The sequence below is a fragment of the Acidimicrobiales bacterium genome (genome assembly GCA_040219085.1).
Lineage (GTDB): Bacteria > Actinomycetota > Acidimicrobiia > Acidimicrobiales > JAVJTC01 > JAVJTC01.
This window is the reverse complement of record JAVJTC010000004.1, coordinates 79,845-104,917: the sequence shown is the minus strand read 5'-3', so window position 1 is coordinate 104,917 and position 25,073 is coordinate 79,845. Positions and strand designations below refer to the sequence as shown.

Annotated in this window: 25 protein-coding genes; 13 read left to right on the top strand and 12 right to left on the bottom strand. The window is 69.2% G+C overall.

What is annotated here, in order from left to right; genetic code table 11:
- Window positions 1-28: 28 nt before the first annotated feature.
- The 3 genes from RIE08_02010 to RIE08_02000 all read right to left on the bottom strand — a co-directional run bounded on the left by RIE08_02010 (window position 29) and on the right by RIE08_02000 (window position 2,928).
- On the bottom strand, window positions 29-1,303 hold the full coding sequence (locus RIE08_02010) for a hypothetical protein (GenBank protein MEQ8716363.1): 1,275 nt from the start codon (window positions 1,301-1,303) through the stop codon (window positions 29-31).
- 51 nt (window positions 1,304-1,354) lie between these two features.
- Window positions 1,355-1,933 carry a PqqD family peptide modification chaperone gene (locus RIE08_02005; protein ID MEQ8716362.1) on the bottom strand — a complete coding sequence of 193 codons (579 nt, stop codon included), beginning with the start codon at window positions 1,931-1,933 and terminating at the stop codon, window positions 1,355-1,357.
- A gap of 62 nt (window positions 1,934-1,995) precedes the next feature.
- Complete coding sequence (locus tag RIE08_02000; protein ID MEQ8716361.1) at window positions 1,996-2,928, bottom strand: GlcNAc-transferase family protein; 933 nt, start codon at window positions 2,926-2,928, stop codon at window positions 1,996-1,998.
- Between the two features lie 73 nt (window positions 2,929-3,001).
- On the opposite strand from RIE08_02000, the gene RIE08_01995 reads away from it, so the two are divergent.
- From RIE08_01995 to RIE08_01985, 3 genes are read left to right on the top strand one after another with little or no spacing between them, the layout of a single operon-like run.
- Window positions 3,002-3,793, top strand: coding sequence for a hypothetical protein (locus RIE08_01995; GenBank protein ID MEQ8716360.1), 792 nt, complete (start codon window positions 3,002-3,004; stop codon window positions 3,791-3,793).
- Window positions 3,790-5,073, top strand: coding sequence for a 2OG-Fe(II) oxygenase (locus RIE08_01990; GenBank protein ID MEQ8716359.1), 1,284 nt, complete (start codon window positions 3,790-3,792; stop codon window positions 5,071-5,073). The genes RIE08_01995 and RIE08_01990 overlap by 4 nt, the downstream gene beginning before the upstream one ends.
- Window positions 5,070-7,109 carry a hypothetical protein gene (locus tag RIE08_01985; protein MEQ8716358.1) on the top strand — a complete coding sequence of 680 codons (2,040 nt, stop codon included), beginning with the start codon at window positions 5,070-5,072 and terminating at the stop codon, window positions 7,107-7,109. Before RIE08_01990 ends, RIE08_01985 begins: the two co-directional genes overlap by 4 nt.
- A gap of 29 nt (window positions 7,110-7,138) precedes the next feature.
- On the opposite strand, the gene RIE08_01980 is transcribed toward RIE08_01985, so the two are convergent.
- Complete coding sequence (locus RIE08_01980; protein MEQ8716357.1) at window positions 7,139-8,149, bottom strand: putative nucleotide-diphospho-sugar transferase; 1,011 nt, start codon at window positions 8,147-8,149, stop codon at window positions 7,139-7,141.
- A gap of 63 nt (window positions 8,150-8,212) precedes the next feature.
- Between RIE08_01980 and RIE08_01975 the strand changes: the two genes are divergently transcribed.
- Window positions 8,213-9,232: a GlcNAc-transferase family protein gene (locus tag RIE08_01975; protein MEQ8716356.1), complete on the top strand. Its 1,020-nt coding sequence runs from the start codon at window positions 8,213-8,215 to the stop codon at window positions 9,230-9,232.
- Window positions 9,229-10,305: a glycosyltransferase family 2 protein gene (locus RIE08_01970; protein MEQ8716355.1), complete on the top strand. Its 1,077-nt coding sequence runs from the start codon at window positions 9,229-9,231 to the stop codon at window positions 10,303-10,305. The genes RIE08_01975 and RIE08_01970 overlap by 4 nt, the downstream gene beginning before the upstream one ends.
- A gap of 9 nt (window positions 10,306-10,314) precedes the next feature.
- On the opposite strand, the gene RIE08_01965 is transcribed toward RIE08_01970, so the two are convergent.
- Complete coding sequence (locus RIE08_01965) at window positions 10,315-10,998, bottom strand: class I SAM-dependent methyltransferase (protein ID MEQ8716354.1); 684 nt, start codon at window positions 10,996-10,998, stop codon at window positions 10,315-10,317.
- 90 nt (window positions 10,999-11,088) lie between these two features.
- Between RIE08_01965 and RIE08_01960 the strand changes: the two genes are divergently transcribed.
- The 5 genes from RIE08_01960 (at window position 11,089) to RIE08_01940 (ending at window position 16,592) form a co-directional block, all read left to right on the top strand.
- The gene (locus tag RIE08_01960; protein MEQ8716353.1) at window positions 11,089-11,415 is read left to right on the top strand and encodes a helix-turn-helix transcriptional regulator; all 327 of its coding nucleotides are present in this window, start codon (window positions 11,089-11,091) and stop codon (window positions 11,413-11,415) included.
- The gene (locus tag RIE08_01955; protein MEQ8716352.1) at window positions 11,412-11,969 is read left to right on the top strand and encodes a hypothetical protein; all 558 of its coding nucleotides are present in this window, start codon (window positions 11,412-11,414) and stop codon (window positions 11,967-11,969) included. Before RIE08_01960 ends, RIE08_01955 begins: the two co-directional genes overlap by 4 nt.
- Window positions 11,970-12,040: 71 nt before the next feature.
- A complete protein-coding gene (locus tag RIE08_01950) occupies window positions 12,041-13,972 on the top strand; it encodes a molybdopterin-dependent oxidoreductase (protein ID MEQ8716351.1) in 1,932 nt (643 codons plus the stop codon).
- Window positions 13,969-15,723 carry an NAD(P)H-dependent oxidoreductase subunit E gene (locus RIE08_01945; protein ID MEQ8716350.1) on the top strand — a complete coding sequence of 585 codons (1,755 nt, stop codon included), beginning with the start codon at window positions 13,969-13,971 and terminating at the stop codon, window positions 15,721-15,723. Before RIE08_01950 ends, RIE08_01945 begins: the two co-directional genes overlap by 4 nt.
- Window positions 15,720-16,592 carry a 2Fe-2S iron-sulfur cluster-binding protein gene (locus RIE08_01940; GenBank protein MEQ8716349.1) on the top strand — a complete coding sequence of 291 codons (873 nt, stop codon included), beginning with the start codon at window positions 15,720-15,722 and terminating at the stop codon, window positions 16,590-16,592. The genes RIE08_01945 and RIE08_01940 overlap by 4 nt, the downstream gene beginning before the upstream one ends.
- A 168-nt stretch (window positions 16,593-16,760) precedes the next feature.
- Here the strand turns inward: RIE08_01940 and RIE08_01935 are convergent, their stop codons facing one another.
- The 4 genes from RIE08_01935 to RIE08_01920 all read right to left on the bottom strand — a co-directional run bounded on the left by RIE08_01935 (window position 16,761) and on the right by RIE08_01920 (window position 18,523).
- Window positions 16,761-17,168, bottom strand: a complete 408-nt coding sequence (locus tag RIE08_01935; protein MEQ8716348.1) for a group III truncated hemoglobin — start codon at window positions 17,166-17,168, stop codon at window positions 16,761-16,763.
- Window positions 17,165-17,320 carry a hypothetical protein gene (locus RIE08_01930; GenBank protein MEQ8716347.1) on the bottom strand — a complete coding sequence of 52 codons (156 nt, stop codon included), beginning with the start codon at window positions 17,318-17,320 and terminating at the stop codon, window positions 17,165-17,167. The genes RIE08_01935 and RIE08_01930 overlap by 4 nt, the downstream gene beginning before the upstream one ends.
- A complete protein-coding gene (locus RIE08_01925) occupies window positions 17,317-18,135 on the bottom strand; it encodes a YwiC-like family protein (GenBank protein MEQ8716346.1) in 819 nt (272 codons plus the stop codon). The genes RIE08_01930 and RIE08_01925 overlap by 4 nt, the downstream gene beginning before the upstream one ends.
- Window positions 18,136-18,217: 82 nt before the next feature.
- Entirely contained in the window at window positions 18,218-18,523 is a 306-nt protein-coding gene (locus RIE08_01920) for a hypothetical protein (GenBank protein MEQ8716345.1), read from the bottom strand.
- A gap of 97 nt (window positions 18,524-18,620) precedes the next feature.
- Here RIE08_01920 and RIE08_01915 point away from each other — a divergent pair, with 97 nt between their 5' ends.
- From RIE08_01915 to RIE08_01905, 3 genes are all read left to right on the top strand, one after another.
- Window positions 18,621-19,538 (top strand): alpha/beta hydrolase, encoded by a 918-nt coding sequence (locus tag RIE08_01915; protein MEQ8716344.1) that lies wholly within the window; start codon window positions 18,621-18,623, stop codon window positions 19,536-19,538.
- A gap of 121 nt (window positions 19,539-19,659) precedes the next feature.
- Window positions 19,660-21,198, top strand: coding sequence for an AMP-binding protein (locus RIE08_01910; GenBank protein ID MEQ8716343.1), 1,539 nt, complete (start codon window positions 19,660-19,662; stop codon window positions 21,196-21,198).
- A 139-nt stretch (window positions 21,199-21,337) separates the two neighbouring features.
- On the top strand, window positions 21,338-22,324 hold the full coding sequence (locus RIE08_01905; protein MEQ8716342.1) for an alpha/beta fold hydrolase: 987 nt from the start codon (window positions 21,338-21,340) through the stop codon (window positions 22,322-22,324).
- A gap of 45 nt (window positions 22,325-22,369) precedes the next feature.
- Here the strand turns inward: RIE08_01905 and RIE08_01900 are convergent, their stop codons facing one another.
- The 3 genes from RIE08_01900 to RIE08_01890 all read right to left on the bottom strand — a co-directional run bounded on the left by RIE08_01900 (window position 22,370) and on the right by RIE08_01890 (window position 24,984).
- On the bottom strand, window positions 22,370-22,783 hold the full coding sequence (locus RIE08_01900) for an Rrf2 family transcriptional regulator (GenBank protein MEQ8716341.1): 414 nt from the start codon (window positions 22,781-22,783) through the stop codon (window positions 22,370-22,372).
- A gap of 40 nt (window positions 22,784-22,823) precedes the next feature.
- The gene (locus tag RIE08_01895; protein MEQ8716340.1) at window positions 22,824-24,431 is read right to left on the bottom strand and encodes a plastocyanin/azurin family copper-binding protein; all 1,608 of its coding nucleotides are present in this window, start codon (window positions 24,429-24,431) and stop codon (window positions 22,824-22,826) included.
- A gap of 127 nt (window positions 24,432-24,558) precedes the next feature.
- Window positions 24,559-24,984 (bottom strand): PPOX class F420-dependent oxidoreductase, encoded by a 426-nt coding sequence (locus tag RIE08_01890; protein ID MEQ8716339.1) that lies wholly within the window; start codon window positions 24,982-24,984, stop codon window positions 24,559-24,561.
- Window positions 24,985-25,073: the final 89 nt, after the last annotated feature.

The window sequence follows — 25,073 nt, the reverse complement described above, 5'->3', positions numbered from 1 at the left end:
CAGGCCAGGACGAGTACCGCGATCCGCTTCACAACAGCCGGCCGTCCACGTCGACGACCCCGTTCTCGAACGCCCGCTGCGCCAGGACATCGCTGTTCCAGGGCCAGTCGCGCGGTCGGTAGTGCAGGAAGAGGTTGACGAACGAGCGGCCCCGTAGCGGGCCCGGTCGTCCGTGTGGCGTCGACGCTCCTTCGTACAGGAGCATCTGTCCGGGGTTCAGGATGACGGAGTGCTCCCGGCCGTCGTGTTCGAGCACCAGAGGCCACGGCTCGTCCACGTCCTGGGCGATCTGGAGGATCGAGCTGACCACGTGGGTGGCGGCGCGGTCCACGTGCATGATCAGGCTGGCGCCCTCGCGGTAGCAGCGCATGCCGAAGGCGGCGCTCGGCACCAGCTCTGTTCCGCACCACTCCTCGTGCAGGGGCATGAGCGCGCGCAACAGGTCGTCGGCGAGGTCGTCGATCGGGACGAGGTCGGGGTCCTGTCCGCGGTGGTAGGCGGTGTCGGCCCCCTCGGGGGTCCGTCGGGGCCCCCGCAGGTCGAGGAGACCCTCCAGGAGCTGTTGCACCCAGTGGGGTGTGGGCCGGACCTCGAAGCCGGCCTCGGACAGCCGCGGGAGATAGTCGGCCTGCACCGCGTTGGCCGCCTCCGGTCGCAACGGCCGTGTCGGCGGGTGCAGCGGATCACCTGCGAGCCACCCGCGGATGGCGAAGTAGACGGGGTGCGGCGTTCCATCCGAGGCTCCCTCTACCCGCCGGAGCCTCGTGACCTCGTGGTGGTGGCCGCTGGGGAACATGAGCAGCGAGTTGTCGGAAAGCGGAACCTCCGTGAACTCGTCGCCCGCACACGAGACACCGTCGCGTTCGAGGGTGTGGAAGAGCCTGACCGAGCCGCCCTCGAACCCGGTGGGGTCCGGGACGATCGTGTACACGAACTCGATCCGTCTCCCCGCAGGGACGGTGTCACCGACGACGTGCGAGTGCACGTCCCCGGCGACGGTGTGGACCGTCACCTGGTGGGGAATCGCCGCGAGCCGGAAGTGCAAAAGATCGAACTCGCGCCTGGCCGCGGCGGTGACCTCGGTCAGCACGTCCTCGAGGGGCCCGACAGCGTCACCGAGGTCGACGTCGAGGTCCATCGCACGGTGGACGCTGACGCCATCGAGGAACCGGGACGCGGCCTCCGCTCCCGATTCGGCGAAGCGGGCTGAGATGGTTGTCGCGAGGCGTGAGCGCGCTGACGGGTCGAGGACGTCGCTCAATACGAGGTGCGGCGTCGAGAGCGCCGGGGAGGTGGCGGACACGAGAGGACTACGCATCGGTCCGGCCGGCGGTGGCGCGGCCCGGCCGCAGGGTTACACCGGGGTGGGCGAAGGAGTGGGTTCGGGGGTCGGCGAAGGCGTCGGTGCGGGGGTCGGAGCCGGTGTGGGTGCGGGGGTTGGCGCCGGTGTGGGTGCGGGCGTCGGTGACGGCTGCGGTTCGCCCGGTGTCGGCTCCGGGGTCGGCCTCGGAGTCGGCTGCGGGGTGGGTGAAGGAGCCACCGGTGCGGGGGTCGGAGTCGGAGACTGCGCTGCTGCCATGGACGGGGCGATGATCAACTCGACCACGGGAATGGCAGCCGCTGCCGCGGTGCCCGCCCCGAGCTTCATCAGAAGGTCACGTCGTGAGACGCCCGGATCTTCCGGGGAGCCGTCGATCAGGCCGGCGTCGGCGAGTTCCTTCAGAGCCAGCGAGACCGAGTCCCGGTCGAGTGGCCGTTCGGACCCGGCCAGAGCCGCGACGATCTCGTCGACGTCGTGGCTGCCGTCACAGAGGTCGAACACAGCTGCCGCAGCAGGATTGAGGGCGGCTGCCTCGTCGGACTCGGTGCGGTACACGAGGTACTCGACACCGACTTCTTCGACGAACAGACCATCCACGCGCCGTGGCCGCATGTGACTCTCTCCTCCGGGGAACGCACCTGAACCAACGAAGCTATCACGGATCTCCGGTTCCTTCATCGGCTCCACAGGTCGTCACCGAACCTGCGGCCCGGCAGCCGCAGACCTGCGAGGTGCTCGTAGTCGCGGACGGTCCTGCGGGTCCCGAGGCCGTGCGGGCCCAGGTTGCGGTTCCCCCGAATCAGGCGGGCGACTCGTCGTCGGGCCCGGTCGTCGAGGGTGAAGTGGCGGTCGTGGTCCTCCCAGTGCAGCCGATTCGGGTGGTCGTACCAGTGCCAGATGACGTTCTCGTTCGGGAAGTAGAAGTCGTAGCCGTGGGTGTACGCACGTAGCGCCAGCGTGATCTCTTCCCCGTGGTAGTAGAGGTCGGGGTCATAGGGGATGTCCCGGCAGAACCGTCCGACGGTGAACAGGAACCCTGCGGCGACGAAGTGGTGACGTCCGGGACGCGTGTGACCCGGGGCGGGTTCGGAGCGCTGGCGCAGCCGTCCCAGTGGCACGTCGGGTTCGAGGCCGAGCCTGCGGGGTCCGGTGTCGGGGGCGAGGGTCTCGGTCCCGTCCGCGGTGCGCGTGAACCCGAGTGGGTAGTTCGTGAGCACGGGTCGCTCGCTGTCGACGGAACCGAGCATGCGGATGCAGCGCTCGTCCCAGCCGTCCGCGAACCGCATGTGCGCATCCACCTGGAGCAGATAGGGCTCGTCGTCGTAGAGGTCCTGGATCCGGGACCTCGCCCAGCAGACCCCGTGGCTCTCGCTGTGGTGGACGGCATCGACGAGCACGCGGGGGTCCTCGCTCCAGGGCTCCAGGTCTTCCTTGGAGGCATCGTCGAACTGGTGGCAGATGCCGAAGCGCAGCCGGGCCGGTTCCGCGGCGGCCTCGAGAGCACTGCGGATGGTCAACGGCAGGTCGCGGTCCCGGTACGACGCGATCGAGATGAAGATCCGCGTGTCGCTGAACTGTCTCTTCGGCTCGTCGGGCCCGGTCACCACGGCCGGAGAGTACCAATGGGGCCGTGAGGTCCCCTGCCGTCGGGGTGGGCAACTACGCTCCGCTCTGTTTCCGATGAAGACGTTGACCCTCGACTCCCACGGTGCCCGCATCCGGCTCCGCGCGCCCCACAGCATCGCCACGCGCCTGTGCGGTCAGGTGTCGGACTACGCACAGGTCGGCGGCGAAGGTCCGGTCGATGCCGCATTCGTCGTCGTCCCCGACGGAGTGGACCGCTTCCGGCTCTGCCGGCGCGACGGGCACACCGAGATGGTGGGGACCGAAGACGAGGTGATCGTCGGGTTCGTGGACCGGGTGCATCCGCTCGTGGCCCGGAACGCCAGGACGGCGATGTTCGTGCACGCCGCCGCCTTCGCTTGGGGTAGAGCGGTCGTGGTCGTCCCCGGGCGCTCGCACAGCGGAAAGTCGAGCCTCGTGGCGGAGGCGCTCGCCTCGGGTGCCCGGTACTTCTCGGACGAGTTCGCGGTGTTCGACGACGACGGGCTCCTCCACCCCTACGCCCGGCCTCTGAGCCTGCGTGGTCGCGAAGGGCCCCGTCGGTTCGCGACGGCAGCCGAGCTCGGCGGCACGGTGGCGACCGAACCGGCGCGGCCGGTCCTCGTGGTCTCCACCCGGTACGAGCCGGGCCGGAGGTGGGATCCGAGAGTGGTGGAAGGCTCGTCGGCGGCACTCCCGCTCATCGACAACACGGTGATGGCCAGATCGGACCCCCGCCGGATGCTCCGGATCACGAGCAGGGTCGCATCCCGTGTCACCACCCTCGTCGGGCCCCGCGGCGAGGCGGGCGAGACGGTCGCAGCGCTCAGAGTACGCGCGATGGAGGCAGCGGAGGGGGTGCCGGCGTGACGGAGTCACCGGCCTTCCTCCAGATGGAGGGTTTTCTCGACGCGGACGAGTACGAGACCCTGCTGAAGTCGGTGCGTGAGCGCCTGTCCCGCATGGCGCCGAGCACGGTCACCCATCCGGAGGGGGAGTACGGCCGCGACGAATCGCACCGGCGCTCGCGGGTGGACATGGATCTCGACGACATCTGGCCGCTGTTCGAGGAACGCCTGCTCGCGCTGCTTCCCCACGTGCGCCGGGAACTCGGCGTTCCGTACTTCGAGCTCGGATCCGTCGAGCGTCAACTGACGGCCCACGGCGACGGGGACTTCTTCGCGAAGCACGTCGACGAGAACCACCCCGGAACGAACCGGTCGAGGGCGGTCACCTTCGTCTACTACTTCCATTTCGAGCCGCGTGGCTTCACCGGGGGCGAGTTGCGTCTCTACGACGTCGAGGAACGCGACGGCGTCCTGCATCCGCTGGATACCTATACCGAGATCGAACCGAAGGCGAACAGCATCGTCTTCTTCGGGGCGTCCGCCAGCCACGAGGTGATGCCCGTCTCGAGCGACTCCGACGAACTCACGAGCCTCCGGTTCACCGTGAACGGCTGGTTCCGTCACGCCGAGACCGGCGTCTTGGCGTTGCCGACTCCGTTACCGGCCACGGTGACGATGCTCCAGCAACGGCTCCTCCCGCGACACGACATGCCCGACTTCGCGCTGCGACCCGTCCCGGACTCGACGCGTGACCTGCTCGAGGGCATGTGGGAACTCCGCAGAGGTGAGGCTTCGCCCGAGTCGGTCGACGCGGTGTACCTACCGAATGGGACGCCGGACTTCTGTGATCTCGGCGAGATCGGCCGGGAGGTGCTCGAGCAGCTGCGCCCACTCCACGAGACGTGGAGCGGTGTGGACCTGGAGGCCAGTGCCGCCTACGGGCTGAGGGTCTACCGCGACGGCCAGACCCTGGCCCGCCACGCCGACCGCTGTGAGTCACACGTCATCACGTCGGTGATCTCGGTGCACCAGGACGTGGACGAGCCGTGGCCGCTCACCCTCGAGATCGGCTCCCGCAGCCACGACGTGGTGCTTCACGAGGGCCAGATGGTCACCTTCGAGAGCGCGGCGATCCCTCATCTCCGTGCCACCCCGCTCCGGGGTCGGGCTTATGTGATCCTGCAGTTGCACTACCGCCCCACCGCCTGGGACCAGACGGCCACGAGTCTCGTCCGCCGCGGTCTCGACGAGGGCCTCATCGACGCGGCCGGTCGACCGACCGTCCCGTTCGCAGCGCCATGAGCGGTGTTCTGCGCCTCGAGGCCGACCCGGGACTGCTCACGAACCGTCGGATGTCCGTCGAGATCGCCGTCGGGATCGCTGCGCTCACCGGCCGGCGGCTGTCCATGCCGTGGGCCGACCGGATCGGCCCGGCCCCCGGCCCTCAGCCCGCCCACAGCGACGAACGCCCGACCGTGGGGGAGTTGTGGGAACTCCCGGCCGACATCGTCGCCGACGACGAATGGGACGAGATGTCGGCCGATCCGTCACGGATCGATCTCTCCTGGGACTTCACCCGGTGCGTCTACCTGGCCGACGACCGGGCCGTCCCGGATCCGGGCGTCCGCCAGTTCGCCAACGGCCGCACGCGCTTCGTGCGCGTGCCTGACTCCGACGCCCGTGTGGTTTCCATCAGCGGACGTCCGCTCTCGTGGTACTCGTACTTCTTCCACGCAACCGGGGAGACGAGGCGTCGACTTCTCGAAGCGATCGCGCAGGTCCGGCTGAGGGCGCCCTTCGAGGACCTGGGTTCCCGGATCGCCGACGACCTCGGGACCTACAACGTGGCGCACATCCGCCGCACCGACCTCGTCATCGGGATCCGCTCCTACGCGGGTATCTCACCCATGCGGATCGCCGAGACCGTCGAGCGTCGACTTCCAACCGACGAGCCGCTGGTCATCGCCACCGAGGCGGATCCCGATTCCGCGCTGTTCGACCCGATCCGGGAGCGCTACCGGGACGTGACGTTCCTGACCGAGACGATCCTCGGCGACTTCGGCCCGCAGTTCCGGTCCCTGCCGGTGACCGAGGACAACGCCCTGGGAGCGGTGACCCAGGTCGTCGCCGCCCGGGGGCGTGAGTTCATCGGGACGATGGGCAGCACCTTCACCGGGCTGATCCAACGCTTCCGGGCCCAGCGGGATCCCGACCTGCCCTTCCTGTTCACAGCCGATCACACCCCGCCGGGGCCCGCCTTCGATTCCGGCGAGTACCTCGATACCGGCCCCGGTCGCTACACGTGGAACCGGGTCGGCTACACGACACACCCGGCCGTGTTGAGCTGGCTGCGGGAATGGCCCGAGGCCGTCCGGTCACCTGACGACGCGCCCGACGACGCTCCCGCCGGGGCCGACCGCCGTGGCGGGACCGATCCGGCCATCCACGCCGTGGTCTGCACAGACATGAATCCGCTGGGGGACTGGCAGTGCCGTTTCCAGGAGCACACGTGGCGGCGTGCGGGTTCACCCGGCGAGCTCGTACGGCTCGTCGCCACCGATGGCTCCGAGGAGCCCCCGGGCCATGAGCACGTCCGGGTGGTCACCACCTCGGCCACGAACACCCATCCCGACGCGCCCGAGGAGTACCCCGGCTTCAACCGCCTCTGGTCGCTCAGTGAATGGCTGGCCGACGAGCGGCCGAAGGGCTCTGTGTTGATTCTCGATGCGGACTTCGCGTTCCGCGCTCCGATCCGAACCACCGTCGAACGCGGCACGATCGTGGCCCAGGAGTGGTTCCGTTTCGGTGCGCCTCCGGCGCTCGAGTTTCTCGACAGCCCGCTCGCCGGTAAGGGCTCCGTGGCGTTCGAGCCGATGACCTGGCCGTTCGTGATCGACGCGGAGGACCTGGCCGAGCTGATGCCGCGCTGGCTCGACCTCACCGCGCAGTACCGCCGTCACACCGGCAAGTGGGAGAGCGACATGCTCGCACTCGTCGTGGCGGTGGCCGAGAGCGACCTGACCGTCCGGTACGAGACGCTCGGAGCGTGGACGAACTGGCCCGAGGAGTTCGTGGCGGGTGCGCCGATCCTGCACTACTGCCTGCCGATCGAGGCGCGCGACGGTGCGCGGCTCTGGTTCAAGCAGGACTGGCGGCCGTCGGCGAATGTCGATCGGCGGCCACACGATCCGGTGATCGACACGCGGCCCTACGAGCGCCTCACGCTCGATCCCAACGACGCGAAGCTCGACTACTGCAGGGACCTGCTGCACCTGCTCGACGAGTGGGTCCGGACCCAGGTCGACGACGGGACGCCGACCGACGCGGATCCGGTGTGACGGTCGGGGCTCCGGCGTCCGCGGTTACCTCAGCGCAGTTCGAACCGTTCGAGCTTGTCCAGCTTCTCGGGCAACGTTCCCGTCCACGAGTAGTGCACGACGACGCCGTCACGTGCCCATTCGCGTGCTGCGGGGGCGAGCCCCGACTTCATGTTGAAGAGGTGACCGTTGAGATACACCGACTCGGGGAGAATCGCCACGTCGAGCACGTTGTGAAGCAGGAAGTGCCCGAGGATCTGGTTCAGCGGCGCCTGTTGGGAACGGTGCGCCAGCACGTACGCACTGTTGTGGAGAAGTGTGTCGAACACGGCCCGGGTCACATCGGTCGAGGCTGCGAGAAAGAAACCGGAGTTCACGAACAGTGGCTCGTGCCCTGCGTTCCAGCCGTCGAACATGAAGTGCAGGTCCGCCGCCGGCCGTCGGTCCAGGTCCGTCACCGGGTCGCGCAGCCAGATCACGTCCACGTCCTGGAAGAGCACCCTGGGCGCAACCGTGAGCGCGTCGACCACTGCGAGCGTCTTGTAGAGCATGACGGAGGCGAAGCCCCCGTCGCCGTATTTCTCGGACTCGGGGATGTCGTCGGAGCGACTCGGGTCGGCCGGCACGGACCGGAGTCCGAGCTTCCGGGCAGCCACGAGGGTCTCGTCGTCGAGGGTGGACACGACGGTGCGCCCGCGCGGCTCGATCCCGCGCCGCTCGCACGACTCCACCCACCGGTTCAACAGTGGCAGATAGCGCTGGTTACACAGCATCGTGACCAGGGTCTCGGGTCCACCGAGGGAGCGGTAGGCCTCGGCCAGCTCCCCCCGCCGCTCGTCCTGACAGCTCAGCGTGAGGCGATGGAACCGTTCGGCCCGGTCGACGAGCGAGTCCGGCGGTGACACCTTGAACCGGATCTTTCCCGCCACGATCCTGTCGATGAGGGGATTCCCGGGCCGCCGAGCCGCATCGCGATGCGAGCGCAGCTTCGTCGCGTCGGGGTGGACACGGCCGCCGAGCTCGGCGGGTTCTGATTCCGTGGAGGTGCCCGGGCCGGTCATCGCGTGCCGACGCTACCGGCCACGTCGGACCCGGCGGGAAGATGCGCGGACCGGGGTGCGCCCGTGACAGCTGCGGGCGGTCCGCCACGGATGGAGGCGCCGACGATCTTCGTCCAGCTGGCCGCCTATCGCGAGCCCGAGCTCGCCGCCACCATCTCCAGCTGTATCGACGGTGCTGTCCACCCCGAACGGCTGCGGTTCGGCATCTGTCTGCAGTTCGACGAAGCGATCGCCGATGCCGGGTCCGACTGCCTGGATCGCCTCGGCGAGCGCGCCGAGCTGCGCGTTCTGCGCTACCCGGCCGGGCTGAGCCGGGGTGGCTGCTGGGCCCGCTTCGAGGCCCAGGGGCTCTACGACGGTGAGGACTTCACCCTCCAGGTCGACGCGCATTCCCGGATGGCGGACGGGTGGGACGACGCGCTCGTCGATCTCGTGCGGGGTCTGCCGGGCGCGAAGCCCCTGATCACCGGGTTTCCTCCGCTGTACCGGCTACAGGACGGTCGCATGGTCCCCATCGACGACGTCGACGACCCTGTGCCGGTCACACAGATAGTGCAGTGGTCACCCGACGGCTGGATCCACCATCCGACGGTGCCCGCTCCGCCCGGCACGCCGCCGGGTCCCCGGCCGACGCGGGTGATCTCGGGGGCCTTCGTCTTCACGGTGGGCGCCTGGAACGTCGAGGTGCGCCAGGATCCCGAGCATCTCTACAGCGGCGAGGAATTCGCTCTCACGCTCCGCTCCTTCACCTCGGGCTACGACCTGTGGAATCCGCCGCGGCGCATCATCTGGCACCGGATGCACCCGGAGGCGAACCCGAAGTACGTCAACGATGACCCCGACGGTCTCCGCGAGCGGCGCCACGAGCGCGCCTGCCGCCGTCTACGGGTGCTGCTGGCCGGGGATCCCGAGGGCATCCTCGACCCGTTCTCCCTCGGTGCCGAACGGACCCTCGACGAGTACTGGGACTACTCGGGGATCCGCTGGCCGGGTCGCACCATCAGCGAGTCGGCCCGGCTGGGTATACCGCCGGAGCGTTCCAGCGCAGTGGACACGGGTGTGGGGGGCCTCGGCCGGCGATGACAACCGCTGCGATCGTGTGCATCGCCCGCAACGAGTCACCGTTCGTGGAGGAGTGGGCCCGGTACCACCTCCAACTGGGATTCGACCGCATCTACCTCATCAGCACCGAGGCCGATCCGGGTCCCGCCGTCCGCACGATCGAACGGATCGGGCTCGGGTCCCGCGTCGAGGTGCTGCACTTCGACGACTTCCAGCCGGGCTGGCAGATCCGCTGTTACAACGCGCACCTTCCCCTCGTGCGTGAGGACTGGATCCTGGTGCTCGACGTCGACGAATTCCTGTACCTGCACCCGTTCGCGGACATCGGTGACTACCTCTCGACGATGGCGGCCGATGTGGGACAGGTGCAGTTCCCGTGGCAGTTGATGATCTCGTCGGACTACAGCCGGGCCAGTGTCCTCGGTGGCCTCGACGAGTACGCGGGCCGCGTCTCGGACCACGTGAAGAGCATCGTCCGCCGCGACGCCACCACGTGGCTGGGGATCCACGCCCACGACGCGGGGAAGACGAGAAGCGTCCTGAGCAGCGGAGTCGAAATCGGCGCCCGCCCCCGCCACCCGCACCTGCTGTCGGCGTCGCCCGACGCCGACCACCCGGTGGTCCTGCACTTCGTGTCCCGCGGTCACCTCGACGTGATGACCAGGATCGTCGACCACCAGTTCTTCAACTCGAAGAGCGGGGACCGCGAACGTGAGCGGCTGGCGCGCTTCCTCGTCGAGCCGGCCAACTGGTCGAACATCCCGACCCGGTGCCTTCTCCTGCAGTACTACCGCTCGCTTCCGCCTGCGACGCGGCCGCTGCAGGGTCCCACCGTCGACGCCGGAACAGCGGTGCGTGAACTGCGGGAGATCTTCCTCACCCAGATCCGGCGTCTCGTGGACTTCGAATGCACCGACGCCGACGACATGGAGGCCCAGTTCGAGAGTCGCTACCGGTACGCGATGAAGTCGGCGGCTCTGCAGAGGATGGCGGTCCTCACGCGCCCACCGGGTGCTGACCTCGACGAGTACCTCCGGTACGACACCCAGGAGGCGTACGTCGACAACCTCCGGGTGGCCCTGCAGGGGCGGTGATTCTTCCGATCACGCTCCCCTGCGGGCGGTGATCAACTTCGACGGACGCCCGGCGAAGTGCGTCACGGCCGCGTCGACGTCGACGAAACCGGCGTCACCGAGGCGTCCGCCCACCGCCTCCACGTCCACGTCGTCGAAGTCGTGTCGGTGGCCGGGTCTGACCGCGTCGTGTTCGGGGTGAGCGGGGTCGTCGAAGTCCTCGTCGACGAGCAGGATCCGTCCGCCGGGCGCCACGACCCGTGCGATCTGGTCGACGGCGAGGTGCCAGTCGGTCCAGTGGTGCATCACGTTCACGGCCCACACGGCGTCGGCGATGCCGTCGGCCACGGGTAGGGATTCGGCGGAACCGTCGCGGATGTCGACCCGCGGTCTGGCTGTGGATGCCAACCGACGGACGGTCAGGACCCGCCGCATGAACGGCGTTGGCTCCACGGCGACGACGACGGCACCCCGGCCGGCAGCCCGAATGGCCGCGGCCCCCATGCCCGCGCCGATGTCGACGACCGTCTCGCCCGCCGAGGGCGCGATGGCGTCGACCACGGCGTCGTTGGTCTGCGACCGCCACATCCTCGGCAGGCGCCGCAGGTATCGCATGGTCCCCCGCAGTCCGCGATCTGCGTGATGCCCGTGGTGTGGCGAGGCGTCGTGCCCGTGGCCGCTGTCATCGTCGGGGGAATGGCCGTGTTCATCCATGGGGGCAGTGTCGCACCCGCGCGGCCGCGAAGCGGAGGTGGTCTGACGGCTGCTGCGCCAACGATATAGACGATCCGATATACTCGCCGGATGGAACCGGCTGAGCTGCTACGGGTAGCCCGCCGACGCAGGGGTCTGAGCCAGGCCGCGTTGGCCGCACGCGCAGGCACCAGCCAACCGGTGATCTCCGCCTACGAACACGGCCGCCGCGATCCCACGACCCGCACCCTCCGGCGACTCCTGTCGGCCGCGGGCGAGCATCTCGAGCTCAGACTCGCACCCGAACCGCCGGACATTCCGCCGCCGTCGGGGCCCGAAGAGCACGGTGAGCGACTCGTCGACGTCCTCCTTCTCGCAGACGCGATCGGACACCGCGACCGCGGTCCGCTCACCTGGCCGCGGATCGACTCGTCGTGACCCGGTTGTCGCTCCCCGACAAGGTCCTCGCGATCGACCGGGCCCTGAGTGCGATTCCGCACGCGTTCGGCGGCGCGATCTCCCTCGGCTATCACGCCGAACCGCGAGCCACGATCGACATCGACGTGAACGTCTTCGTGTCCGTGGATCGGGCCGCCGAGGTTCTCGGGCCGCTGGGTGACCTCGGTGCCGAGATCGCCGGTGCACGTGAGACCGCCGTCCGCGACGATCAGGTCCGGATCATGTGGGACACGACGCCGGTCGACCTCTTCTTCTCCTACGACCCGTTTCACGCCGCCGCCGATGAGGCTTCAGTCGTCGTGCCGTTCGCGGGTCAGACGATCCGCGTGCTGTCGGCCACCCACCTCACGATCTGCAAGGCCGTGTATGACCGACCGAAGGACTGGGTCGACATCGAGGCGATGCTCGCCATCGGCACCCACATCGACACCGCCGAGGCGCTCCGTTGGGTCGGACGGATCGCAGGCGACGAAGACCCCCGGTTCGATCGCCTGGCTGCCATCCTCGGCACCTCGGGGCCGTCCGCCGGCTGACGGGACACCCGACCTGCATTTCGGCTACCACTAATCTGACTCGTAGGACACTGACAGCGAGAGGATCGATCATGGGACGGCCGTCGAGGAGACCGCGCGCGCGACTGACCACCCCGCTGGTGCGTGACGGCGGTGATCTGCGGGAAGCCTCCTGGGCCGAGGCGCTCGAGCGGGCGTCGTCGGGTCTGCGAAGGGCACTCGACGACCGTGGACCCAGCGCCGTGGGGATGTTCTCGTGTTCGAAGGCCACCAACGAGATGAACTACATGGCTCAGAAGTTCTCGCGGGTGGTGCTCGGATCGAACAACATCGACTCGTGTAATCGAACTTGACACGCTCCTTCCGTCGTCGGTCTGGCGACAGTGTTCGGAGCGGGTGGGGGCACGAGCTCCTACGCGGAGATAGAAGAGGCCGACGTGATCGTCCTGTGGGGCTCCAACGCCCGTGAGGCGCACCCCATCTTCTTCCACCACCTCATGAAGGGGATCGACGCGGGCGCCACGATGTACTGCGTGGATCCGCGCCGCACGTCCTCGGCGAAGTTCGCGGATGTCTGGCTGGGAATCGATGTCGGCACCGACATCGCCCTCGCCAACGGACTCGCCCGCGAGATCATCCACGCGGGCTTGGCGAACACGGACTTCATCGACCACGCGACGAAGGGTTACGAGGAGTTCGCTGCGTCCGTGGAGCCCTACACGCCGGAGGTCGTCGCCGGGATCTGCGGTATTCCGGCCGACGCCGTCGTCGAGCTCGCCCACGCCTATGCAAGTGCCGACAAGGCCCAGATCCTGTGGACGCTGGGGATCACCGAGCACCACAACGGTGTCGACAACGTCCTGTCGCTGTGCAACCTGGCGCTTCTCACCGGCCACGTCGGGCGGTGGGGGTCGGGGTTGGTCCCCCTGCGGGGGCAGAACAACGTCCAGGGCGGTGGTGACATGGGGGCGTTGCCCGACAAGTTGCCGGGGTTCGCCGACGTCACCGACGATGCCGCCCGGTCCAGATTCGAGGTCGAGTGGGGTGTCGCGGTGAACCCGGAACGGGGATGGCACCTGACCGAGATGTTCGAGGCGATGGAGCGCGGTGACATGCGCGCGCTCTATGTCATCGGTGAGAACCCGGCTGATTCGGAGGCCGACATCGGCCACGCCCGTGCGGTCCTCGGCGGGCTCGACACGCTGATCGTCCAGGACATCTTCCTCACCCGCACAGCGGAGCTCGCGGACGTCGTGTTCCCGGCGTCGGTCGCGTGGGCGGAGTCCGACGGCACGGTCACGTCGTCGGAGCGGCGGGTTCAACGCGTGCGCGCTGCGGTTCCACCGCCCGGTGAGGCACGCCACGACATCGACATCCTCTGCGATCTCGCCGCCACGATGGGCGTCGACCTCGGCCCCCGGGACCCGGAGGCGGCGTGGGACGAGCTGCGGTCGCTGTCGCCACTGCACGCAGGGATGTCGTGGGAGCGTCTCGCCGACGAGGGAGGGCTGCAGTGGCCCTGCCCCGACGAGACGCATCCGGGCAGTCCGTTCCTGCACGGGTGGCTGTGGGAACCGGAGCGTGACGGGCGCGACCCCGCGCCGTTCTCGGTGGTCGCCCATGCCGGACCGGTGGAGGAACTGAGCGAACGTTTTCCGCTGCGGCTGACCACGGGGCGGGCGTTGGACTCCTACAACACGGGCGTGCAGTCCGGCGACTACGCGTCGCCGATCCGCTACGGCGACGCGCTCGACATCAACCCGGCCGACGCGGCGGACCTCGACATCGCCGACGGCGAACGGGTGAGGGTGTCGTCGCCGCGTGGGTCCGTCGAGATGGCCGTCAGGTTCCAGCCCGACATCCCCCGGGGTCTGGTTTTCACGACGTTCCACTTCCCCGACCTCGTCGACGCCAACCTGTTGACCAACGACGCCTACGACGAGCGCTCGGGGACCGCCGAGTTCAAGGCCGCCGCTGTACGGATCGACAGGCTCGACGCCGACGTGGCCGCGGGGTCGCCGTGACCGATCTGCATCTCGGCGACGCCCGGGCCGACGCGGCGGAACGTGCGGCGGTGGACGCCGTCGTCGCCGTGTCGGAGTCCGCCGTCACGTTCGAGACGGAGCGACTCGTGCGCGGGGGAGCGGCGCGTCGCAGATCCCTTCGCCACCGGTTGTTGCCCGCGCTGCACGCCCTGCAGGCCGAGGTCGGTTGGATCTCCCCGGGCGGGCTCAACCTGGTGTGCGAACGCCTCGGCGTTCCCCCCGCCGAGGCGTACGGGGTGGCGACGTTCTACGAGATGTTCCGCACCGAGGATCCCGGCCACACCGACGATGTCACCCATGTGTGCGTCGACGGCCCGTGTCAGATCGCCGGCGCAGCCGGGCAGGCCGAGCGACTCCGCGGCGAAGGCGCCCGGGTGCACCCCAGCCCGTGCCTCGGGCAGTGCGAGCGAGCCCCCGCGGTGTTCGTCCAGGGACGGGGTCGCCCAGACCGGGTCCCCGCCGACGACGCCGAGTCGGCGCCGTTCCGGTCACCCCAGCATGGCGACCCGGGCCTGCGGGTCCTCGCCCGGGTCGGCGTCGTGAATCCGACGAGCCTCGACAGCTACCGGGCCCACGGCGGCTACCGCGCCCTGACACGGGCGGTCGAGATCGGCCCGGACGCGGTGATCGACGCGCTGAGCACTTCGGGTCTGTCGGGTCGAGGTGGCGCCGCCTTCCCCACCGGCGCGAAGTGGCGGGCGGTCGCGGACGCGCCGGGTGACACGAAACACGTCGTGGCCAACTGCGACGAGTCCGAGCCTGGCACGTTCAAGGACCGGACGCTGCTCGAACACGACCCGTTCGCCCTCGTCGAGGCGATGACCATCTGCGGACTCGCGGTCGGGGCCGAACACGGCTGGGTCTACATGCGTGGCGAGTACCCCCGCGCCACCGCCCGGGTCGCCGCGGCCGTCGACGCGGCCCGCGCCGCAGGCCTGCTCGGCGCCGACGTCGCCGGTACCGGCCACCGTTTCGACATCGAGATCCGCCGCGGCGCCGGCGCCTACATCTGCGGGGAGGAGACGGCGCTGTTCAACTCGATCGAGGGATACCGCGGCGAGCCCCGCAACAAGCCCCCGTACCCGACCACCCACGGGTTGTTCGGCGAGCCGACCGCGATCAACAACGTCGAGACATTCGCCAACGTCGTCGACATCGTCGCCGACGGGCCCGACCCGTACCGGGAGCGTGGGACCGAGACCTCCCCCGGGACCCGGCTGTTCTGCCTGTCGGGGCGGGTCGCCGTGCCCGGCGTCTACGAAGCGGACTTCGGTGTCACGCTCGCCGAGCTCCTCGAGATGGCCGGAGGCGTCACCGGCGAGTTGCGCGCCGTGCTCCTCGGCGGAGCAGCAGGGGCGTTCGTCGGACCCGGCGACCTGGACCTCGAACTCTCGCTGGATGCGGCCCGCGCCGCCGGTCTGAGCCTCGGCTCCGGTGTGGTCGTCGCCTTCGGGCACGGCGACGACATGGCGGCCGTCGTCGAACGCGTCGCCCAGTTCTTCCGTGACGAGTCGTGCGGCCAGTGCGTGCCGTGCCGGGTCGGCACGGTGCGACAACACGAGATCCTCGTGGAACTCAACTCGTCGGGCTCGCTCGCCCCCGAGCGTCGGCACCTCCTCGACGACATCGGCGCCGTCATGGCCGACGCGTCGATCTGCGGACTCGGCCACACCGCCGCCGGAGCTGTGCGGTCCGCCCTCGACCTGGGACTGATCGGAGACGGACCATGACCGACACGTCACGCGCAGCCGACGAGACGGCGGTGTCGATCCGTGTCGACGGAGCGGAGGTGACCGTCGCGGCCGGTTCGACGATCCTCGACGCGTGCACGGCCGCCGGCGTCGACACGCCCACCATCTGTTGGGCGCCCAACCTCACGCCCGTCAACGTGTGTCGGGTCTGTGTCGTCGAGGTCGACGGCTCGCGGGCCCTCGTGCCGTCGTGCTCGCGGCCGGTGGAGGACGGCATGGTCGTCTCGACCGACAGCGAACGCGTCCGTCACAGCCGCAAGATGGTCCTCGAGTTCCTCGGCACAGCGAACGAGCTGGACCAGGCCGACGAGATCACCGAGATGGCGGCCCGCTACGGCGCCGACTCCTCCCGGTACCCCGAGGCCGCCGCTGCCGTGGACGAGCCGATCCGCGTCCAGGACACCCTCTACATCCGGGACTACGACCGCTGCGTCCTCTGCTACAAGTGCGTCGAGGCGTGCGGCGACGACGCCCAGCACACGTACGCCATCGCCGTCGCCGGCCGGGGCTTCGGGGCCCGTATCTCCACCGAGTACGACGTCGCCCTGCCCGACTCTGCGTGCGTCTACTGCGGGAACTGCGTGGCGGTGTGTCCGACCAACGCCCTCCAGTTCCACACGGAGTACACCCTGCGCGAGGCCGGCGAGTGGCGCCCCGAGGACCAGAGCGTCTCGCGGACGGTGTGTTCCTACTGCGGCGTCGGCTGCAACCTCGACCTCCACGTCCAGGACGAGCGCATCGTCGCCGTCACCTCCCCGGCCGACCACGACGTGACCTGGGGCAACCTCTGCATCAAGGGACGCTTCGGTTACACCTACGTCCAGCCGGAGGGCGAGAGCAGCGGGTGATCCACCCGATCTGCGCACGTTCTCTCGCCGGTCATGGGGTCGGCGACGTGTTGCGCGGAGCGGTGTTACAGCGAATCGGTTGTTCCGTACGCGCAGAGCGAGCCGGCTATTCGCTGTGACACTGTCGGCTGTCGGCTTCCCGGCTGGCGCGATCAGGTGTCCCGCGTGTCACAGCGCACCGAGTCGTCGGGCATGTGACCGGGCGACATGGTGGGCGAACGAGATGGCCTTGTCGCAGTACGGTCCGGCCCAGCCGAGCCCGATCGTCTCGTCGAAGATGTCGAGCCAGCGGCGGAAGTGCTCGTCTGTGAACCGGTGACGTTCATGGATCCGGGCGTGTGCCAGGATGGCATTGCCCTCGTAGCCGGGCGTGCCGAACAGGACGCGGCACCAGAAGGCGGTGAGTCTGGGGAGGTGTTCGGCCCAGTCGACATGCGCGACGTCGTTGAAGACGGGACCCAGCAGGTCGTCCTGTGCGACAGCTCGATAGAAGCAGCGAACCATCTCTTCGACGGCGGCTTCGGTGTCGATGTCGCCGCACCTCACGAAGGGGTCCTGAGCGACACGGGCGGTCACCGACCTGCGAGCCGGTCGATCTCACCGTCGGCGGCGGCGCGCAGGCGGGCCAACGCCCCCAGGCCGCGCGAGCAATAGCCGTCGTCGGGGTCGTCGCCGTCGTCGAAGAGGTGGATCCAGCACGCCGGGTCGCCACCCTCGTCATGCGTCATGTGAGCGCGACCGCCGTCGCCACGATCACGCCTATCCCGAACACCGTCTGCTGGACGCCGATGACGACCGCGGGGCGGGGTGGGAGTCGCACGGCGGCCATGTTGATCGCGGCGATGGCCACGATGGCCGCCGCCGCGGCGGCGGGCACGAGGTCGGCCGCCCACGCTGCGACGACGGCACCGGTGGCACCGAGCTGAGCCAGGTCGCTCGTCCAGCGTGCAAGGGGCCGGACGCGGGTCCGGGTGATCTGTACCCGCACGTAGGGGATCGCGGCAGCCGAACGGACCGCGACGACGACCCAGAGGCCCCAGGCCACCCGGTGCGCTTCACCGCCTGCGAGTGCGATCGCCGTGGCGATCGATCCGATCCCGATCGCCCCGGCCAACTCGGGGATCAGCCGGCGACCCCGGCTGCGCATGTCGTACCAGAGCTCGAGCGCGACGAGCGGCGCGGCGACGGCCAGTGGAAGCCAGAATTTCTCGGCGGTCGCAGTCACGGCGAAGCCGACCAGGGCCCCGAGGCAGGCGAGCTCGATCGCGGCGATGCCCGCCGCAACCCGCGTCCGATCGAGCCAACGGTGGCGCCCCCGGTCGACGAGCACCACCTTCAGTGGTGTGCGGGCGAGGAAGGCGACCATCGCCGCTGCACCCAGCGCCGAGCCGGGCCATGAGAACGCGACGAGAAGGCCGAGAACCGCCGGCTCGGCGGTGAGACTCCAGCCGCCGTGCTCTGCGGGTACCGCAACGGCGCGCCATGTCGCACGGTGCGGCGCCGTGGGAGGGGTCACGGCGAGAGCGGTATCCTCTATTCCCACACTATGAGAATACTCAGCTGGCGCCGCATGGCAACCCCGCCTTCACCTCGCCGCCTTCACCTCGCGGTGGGAGCCGGGTCGCTCACTGGCGGGAAGGGGGCGACTCCGCTCGATCCCGGACTGCGCCGTCGAGGTCGCGCAGGCGCCGCTCGACGGAAAGGACGAGATCGGCGAGATCCTGCACGTCCGCCCGCGAGGGTAGGTTCCAGAAGCGGAGGCACCGGCCGGTGACCGACTCGAAGCCACGGCGGGTTCGCGCCGTGGACGCCACGGCGAGGGAGAGGGCCTGGGCGAACAGCTCGGTCCTCATGACGCGATCGAGTTGACTCGCCGTGAGATCCTCGACGACATCGAAGACCTGTCGCCATGTCGGTTCACCGGCTACCACGCACGCGATCGTAGTCCTCGCTGGAAATACGACGACCCCCCGACCGGCGCTCGGTGGCCGAGCGTCCGAACCGGGAGGCTTCCTGTGTGGAGGGGACGTGAACGGCGAACCTGATCCGGGCAGCGAGCGGGATGCGCCCTCCCCCCGGCACGAGACCATCTTCATGGACGGCCCGATCCACATCGCGGACTTCGGTGGCGAGGGACAGCCGCTCCTGCTCGTTCACGGTCTCGGGAGCTCACATGCGATCTGGCTGGGCGTCGGCGCAGCCCTGAGTCGTCACGCGCATGTGGTCGCCGTCGACCTTCCCGGCTTCGGCTATTCACCGCTGCGGCGCCGGTCCGCCTCGGTCGACGCGGCGGCGGGCTACCTCGTGCGGGTCATCGACGCGGTCTTCGGGTCGCCGGCGGTGGTGGTCGGGAACTCGATGGGCGGCGTCGTCGGGATGCTCGCCGCGAGGGGCCACCCCGACGAGGTGAGCGGACTGGTCCTCGTCAACCCCGGACTGCGGCGCCCGAGCGGTGTGCACCTCGACCGGGAGGTCCTGCGTCGCTTCGGCGCGATCCTCCTGCCCGTCGTCGGGGAGAGCTATCTCGGCCGTCAGTGGGGCGATCTCGGCCCCGAAGGTGTGGTGCGGGCATCCATCGATCTCTCGTGCACGGATCCGTCCCGTGTCCCGAGTTTCGTCGTCGAGTCGCTGGTCGAGGTCGTCACCCACGTCCAACGCTCACCGGGGTCCCGCCACGCCTACCTCGAGGCGACGAGGTCTCTGATCCGGTTCGCCGGATCCCACCGGCAGCATCGCCGGCTCATCACGGGTTTCGACCAGCCGACCTTGCTCGTGGTGGGGGAGCACGACCGTCTCGTTCCCGCCGAGGCAGCCAGAGCCGTCGCTGTCGAGCGCCCCGACTGGGCCTTCGAGGTCCTTCGCGGCGCCGGACACACGCCTCAGCTCGATCACCCGGATGCCCTCGTGGCCGCCATCACGGGGTGGTTGAGCGGCACCTTCGACTGAACGGACCGCGCCGGGAGGGTCCAAGGACCATTCACCCCGACCGGGGCCGCCCGCTAGCGTCGCCCCATCGGGCGAACGCGATTCGCCCCGCAGACGGCCCGACGGGAGGCGACGGGAACCCATGGACGTCCGAAGCCTGATGCGCCGCTCGGCCCGGTTCCATTCCGAGCGTGAGGGCGTCGTCTTCGGTGACATGCGGGTGACCTTCGGCGAGGCGTGGCAACGGGGAATCCGGATGGCCAATGCCCTGCTGGAGCTCGGTCTCGAGCCTGGTGACCGGGTGGGCGTGTTGGAGGACAACTCGCTCGAGGCCGTCGACACCTTCGCCGGGTGCGCCGCGGCGAATCTCGTGCGCGTCCCTCTCTACGCACGCGATGCGCGTGACTCCCACCACTGGATGCTCGACCACACAGGCTGCCGTGCACTGGTCGTCTCCGCGAAATACGCCGACGCCGTCGGTGGGCTCATCGACGAGCTCGGCCGACTCGACCATGTCGTCGTCCGCGACGACGGCTACGAGGATTGGCTCCACTCTCACAGCGACGTGGATCCGGACCCGGACGTGTCGCCCGACGACGTCTACATCATCCGGCACACGGGTGGGACGACGGGCCGGGCGAAGGGCGTCGCCTACACCCACCGCCGGTGGCTCGCATCGGGTCGTGACTGGTTCTACAACTTCGCGCCGGTCGAGCTCGGTGACCGGTGCCTGCACGTCGGGCCCATCTCACACGGATCCGGGTACCTCTTCACCCCGATCTGGCTGTCGGGGGGATCCAATGTTCTGGTCGACCACTTCGACGTCGTCGAGGCGCTCGACATCATGGAACGGGAGGGAATCGCCTACATGTTCACGGTGCCGGCGATGGCCCTCGCCCTCGCCCATCACCCCGGCGTGGCGAATCGTGACTGGTCGCACCTCAAGGTGTTCCAGATCGGCGGCGCGCCCGTTTCCGACGACACGGCAGAGCTGTGCCGCGAGGTGTTCGGCGACGTCCTCTACCAGGGTTACGGTCAGACCGAGGCGGTACCCGCCACGATGATGGGACCCCGGGAGTGGTTCTCCGCCGTCGAAGGCTCCAACCCCCGCCGGTCCGCCGGTCGGCCACTTCCCTTCGCCGATCTGCGGATCGTCGACGACGACGCCCGGCCGCTCCCACTCGGCGAGGAGGGTGAGATCGCCGTGCGCTGCGACGGACAGATGGACGGCTACTGGAACGATCCGGATGCGACGGCTGAGCGGATCGTCGACGGTTGGGTGCTGACCGGTGACATCGGACGCGTCGACGAGAACGGCTACGTGTACGTGCTCGACCGCAAGAACGACATGATCATCTCCGGGGGCTACAACATCTACCCCGCGGAACTCGAGAACGTCATCAGCTCACACCCTGCGGTCATCGAGGTCGCTGTCATCGGCGTGCCGCACCCGGAGTGGGGCGAGACGCCGGTAGCCGTGTGCGTCGTGGAGGATCCGGCGTCGGTCGATCCGGGCGAGATCATCGAACTTTGCCGTGACCGGCTGGGCTCCTACAAGAAGCCGTCGAGGGTGGAGCTGCGCACCGAACCGCTGCCCCGCAGCACCGTGGGCAAGCTCGCTCGAAAGACACTGCGCGAACCGTTCTGGGCGGACCGGGACCGGCGCGTGTCTGGCACCTGAGGGTCGCGGACGTGTTCCGTTGAGGCCCATCGTCGACGCAGCGGCCGGATTGGCGGGATACGCCACCCGCCGGCTCGCGCGTGTGCGGCGCCGAATAGCGAACGGCGTGCGGTACGCCGCTGGCATCGACCCTCCCGCGGTGGGAGTCACGCCCCGGGAGCTCGTGTGGAGCCGCGAGACGGCGTCGCTGTGGCGCTACAGGAGCGACTCCCGCCGAGTCGGCCCGCCCCTGGTCATCGTCCACTCCCTGGTGAGCCGTAGCTACATCCTCGATCTCCGTCCGGGACACAGTTTCGTGGGCAGTCTGTGCGACGAGGGTTTCGACGTGTTCGTCCTCGAGTGGGGGCCGCCGGACAGCGCCGAGAGCACGCGGACGCTGGCCGACTACATCGACGCCGACATTCCCGACGCCGTCGCAGCCGCGTGCAATGTCGCCCCCAGCCCGGATGTGACGCTCATGGGCTACTGCTTCGGCGGCATCCTCGCACTCGTTTTCGCGGCCCGACACCCCGAGGCTCCGGTGCGGAACCTCGTGACCATGGCCACCGCGGTGGATTTCGACCATGTCGGCGTCATCGCCAACCTCCTCGGAGGACACGGCGTGGATCCGCGGACCCTGCTCGACGAGACCGGCAACCTCCCGGCCGCGACGGTCGCACGCGGGATCAGGATGCTGCGACCCACCGCCGAGGTCGCAGCTCTCGCCAACCTCTGGCAGAACCTCGACGACGACGACAGAGTTGCGGGGATGAGGGCTGTCGAGAGCTGGCTCGCCGATCAGGTGCCGTTTCCGGGCGCCCTCTTCGTCGAGTGCGTCGAGATGTTCGTGCATCGCAATGCGCTGGTGGCTGACACCGTGGAGGTCGCCGGGGAGCATGTGAGCCTGCGCACGGTCACGTGTCCGTACCTCGCAGTCGTCGCGGACGACGACTTCGTCGTGCCGGCCCCGTCCGCATTACCGGCGCCCGGCCTCGTCGGGTCCCGGGACACGACGCTGCTGCGCCTCGCAGCCGGTCACATCGCCTTCATCGCCGGTTCGAGGCGGATGGGGTTGCACCTCCCGCAGATCACCGACTGGTTGTCGGCTCACGGTGACGAACCAGGGGGTGCTGCGGCGGCGCCGTGAGCGGACGGGCACGCAGTAGGTGCCGACCCCGCTGCCGGGATCCGTTCAACCGGCTCGACCGGAGGCGTTCAACTGCGAGAGGCGGGTCGCCGCGAGTTCGTTGAGCAGTTGGGCCCGGGCCCGCATCCACGGCGTGTGCAACGCGCACGGGCCCTCGTTCGCGCAGGGGCGGTCCTCGAGGACGCATCGTCCCGTGTCGGTCGGGCCTTCGATCGCCTCGATCACATCCAGGACACTGACGTCGTCGAGATCGACCGCGATCGCGTATCCCCCCGTCGGTCCGGGTTCCGAGCTCACCCAGCCGCGGGAGACGAGCGGAGTCATCGCGTGGGCGAGGAATCCCCGAGTCGTGCCGACCACCGCGGCCAGATCCGAGGACTTGAACCTCCGGTCGGACCCGGCGAGGGCGATCAGGGCTCGGGTGGCGAGATCCGCTCGTCGAGTGATCTCGAGACGCATATCGACAGACTATACGAATGGCCCGGGTCTGCGGCCGGGCTCAGGTCACGATGACCCTTCCGACCATCCACGGGTGTGGCGTGCAGAAGTACGGGTACTCGCCGGGTTCGCTGAAGGTGACAGAGAACGTGTCGCGCAACTCGAGGCTTCCGGAGTCGAAGAGGCCGTCGGGTGTGGCGGTCGTGCCGTTGGACGTGCCCGATGTGACGGTGTGGACGACACCGTCGTTGTTGGTCCAGGTCACCGTCGTGCCGGCTTCGACGGTGATCACGGACGGGGAGTATGCGGTGGCTGCGTTGGCCGGATCCCATGCTCCGACCGGAATCCGGACGGTGTCGGTCGCGACCGCCTCGACGTCGCCGTCCTCCCCGCCGTCGCCCGCCGTGGCCGATTCCCCGCCGCCGTCGGCGCCGCTGTCGGACGGTGGGGGAGCCGTGCCCGCATCGCTGACCCCCTCGGCGAAGATCTCGGGGTTCTCGTCGCCCGTGACGACGAGCTGGCCGATCGCCCCCTTGTAGAAGGTCCGGACCAGCGCGTGGTCGACGAGGATGATCGTGGAGGGAACGAGCCCCAGGACCTCGACGACGGTGGCGCCGCCGGCGACGACGAGCGTGGACTGCGAGCCGCGGATCACGTGGTTGACCGGGTGGGTCGCACCTTCGGGGTACACGGCGTCCCAGTGTGAGCCGATCGGGTGGAAGTTGGAGTTCAGGTTGAGGCCCTCGTTGACCATGTAGATCCGGGCCCGCTCGCCCACCGCCATCGTGAGGGCGTTGTCGCCGGTGAGGGCGTCGGTGCGGCCGTTGAACGTGACGAAGCGGGGTTCCTCGAGGGTCAACGCCTCACGATCGAAGGGCGCCTCACCGGTTGCGTCGGTCTCGCCGAGGTACCACTCCGACTGCGTGATGGCCCACTCGTGGTCGACCTCGGGTAGCGGTTCCTCGGGGTCGACGATGATCATCCCGTACATCCCCCGGGCGATGTGTTCGGGCACGTCGCCGAAGGCGCAGTGGTACATGAACGCCCCGGGGTAGAGGAGGCGGGCCTCGATCGACGCCGACTCGCCCGGCGGGATCGTGAGCGCCGCTGCCCCGCCACCCTGGCCGGTCACCGCGTGGAAGTCGATGTTGTGGGGGTGCTGGGAGTCGGCAGGGTTCGTCAGGGTGAAGCGGAGGAGGTCCCCCACCCGGGCCCGCACGACAGGGCCGGGTGCGCCGCACTCGTGGTCGGTGTCACCGGCCACGCGGAAGCCCCAACTCAGAGTCGACGTTCCGCTGGCCGGGTCGATCGGGCACAGCGCCTCGGTGACCTCGAGGTGCACCTCCACGACCCGCTGGTCGGAGCGCGCGATCGGCGGCGGGACGTTCGGCAGGTAGCTCGTGTGAGCCTCGTCCGCGGGTGCGGCGGGAAGATCCGCTACCGGGGTGAGGTCGGGGAGGATGGACTCGAGCTCACCGGATGGACGACCTGTCGACACCGTTGCGACGCTGTCGCTCGGGGCGCCGACGACGTTGTCGGCGGTCCCCGGCGGGGGGAGGTCGTCGGGGCCACACGCGGCGCCGATCAGGGAGAACAGGACCAGCATCGCGACGAACGACAGCAGCGTTCGGCGACGGTTCGCGCGGCGGTGGGGGAGTCGTTGCGGCATCGTGGCGTCTCTTTTGTCGGGGGGCGGTTCCCCTGCCTGGTGCCGGGGAACCCGTCGTATTTCCCAATCATCGACTACACCACTACACAATCACAGGGACTTTGGCCCCGGACCCACCAGCCGCGCCTCAGGCGCTGTCGACCCAGGGGCCGACGCCGGAGATGCGCTCGATCTCCACGCGCACGACGACCGAATCGGCCGCATCGCGCGCTGCGAGCGGGTGGCGATCGAGTCCGAGGTACTTCTTCGCCAGACGGTCCATGAGCGCCGGGTCGGGGCCTTCTTCGATACGAGCCGTGCCCCTGATCGTCAGGTGTCGTTGGAAGCCGCGCTCATTGCGTTCGGTGTCCTCTATCGACAGGATCACCCGCGGGTCCCGGCGCAGATTGACCGCCTTGTGGCTCGATCCGCTCGTGCCGAAGACGATCTCGTCGCCCTGCACGATCACCCACACCACCGAGACCTGAGGTGACCCGTCCGCATTCGAGGTCCACACGTGGGCCACGGCATCGGACCCGAGCAGGGCCTGGGCCCTCGCGTTGAGTTCCGGCACTGGATCCCCCTTCTCGTGCTGTGTCAGCGACGGTAGTCCCCCGACGTGGAGTGGTGCTGGGGACCTGACCGGGGGGACGGCGCCACGTC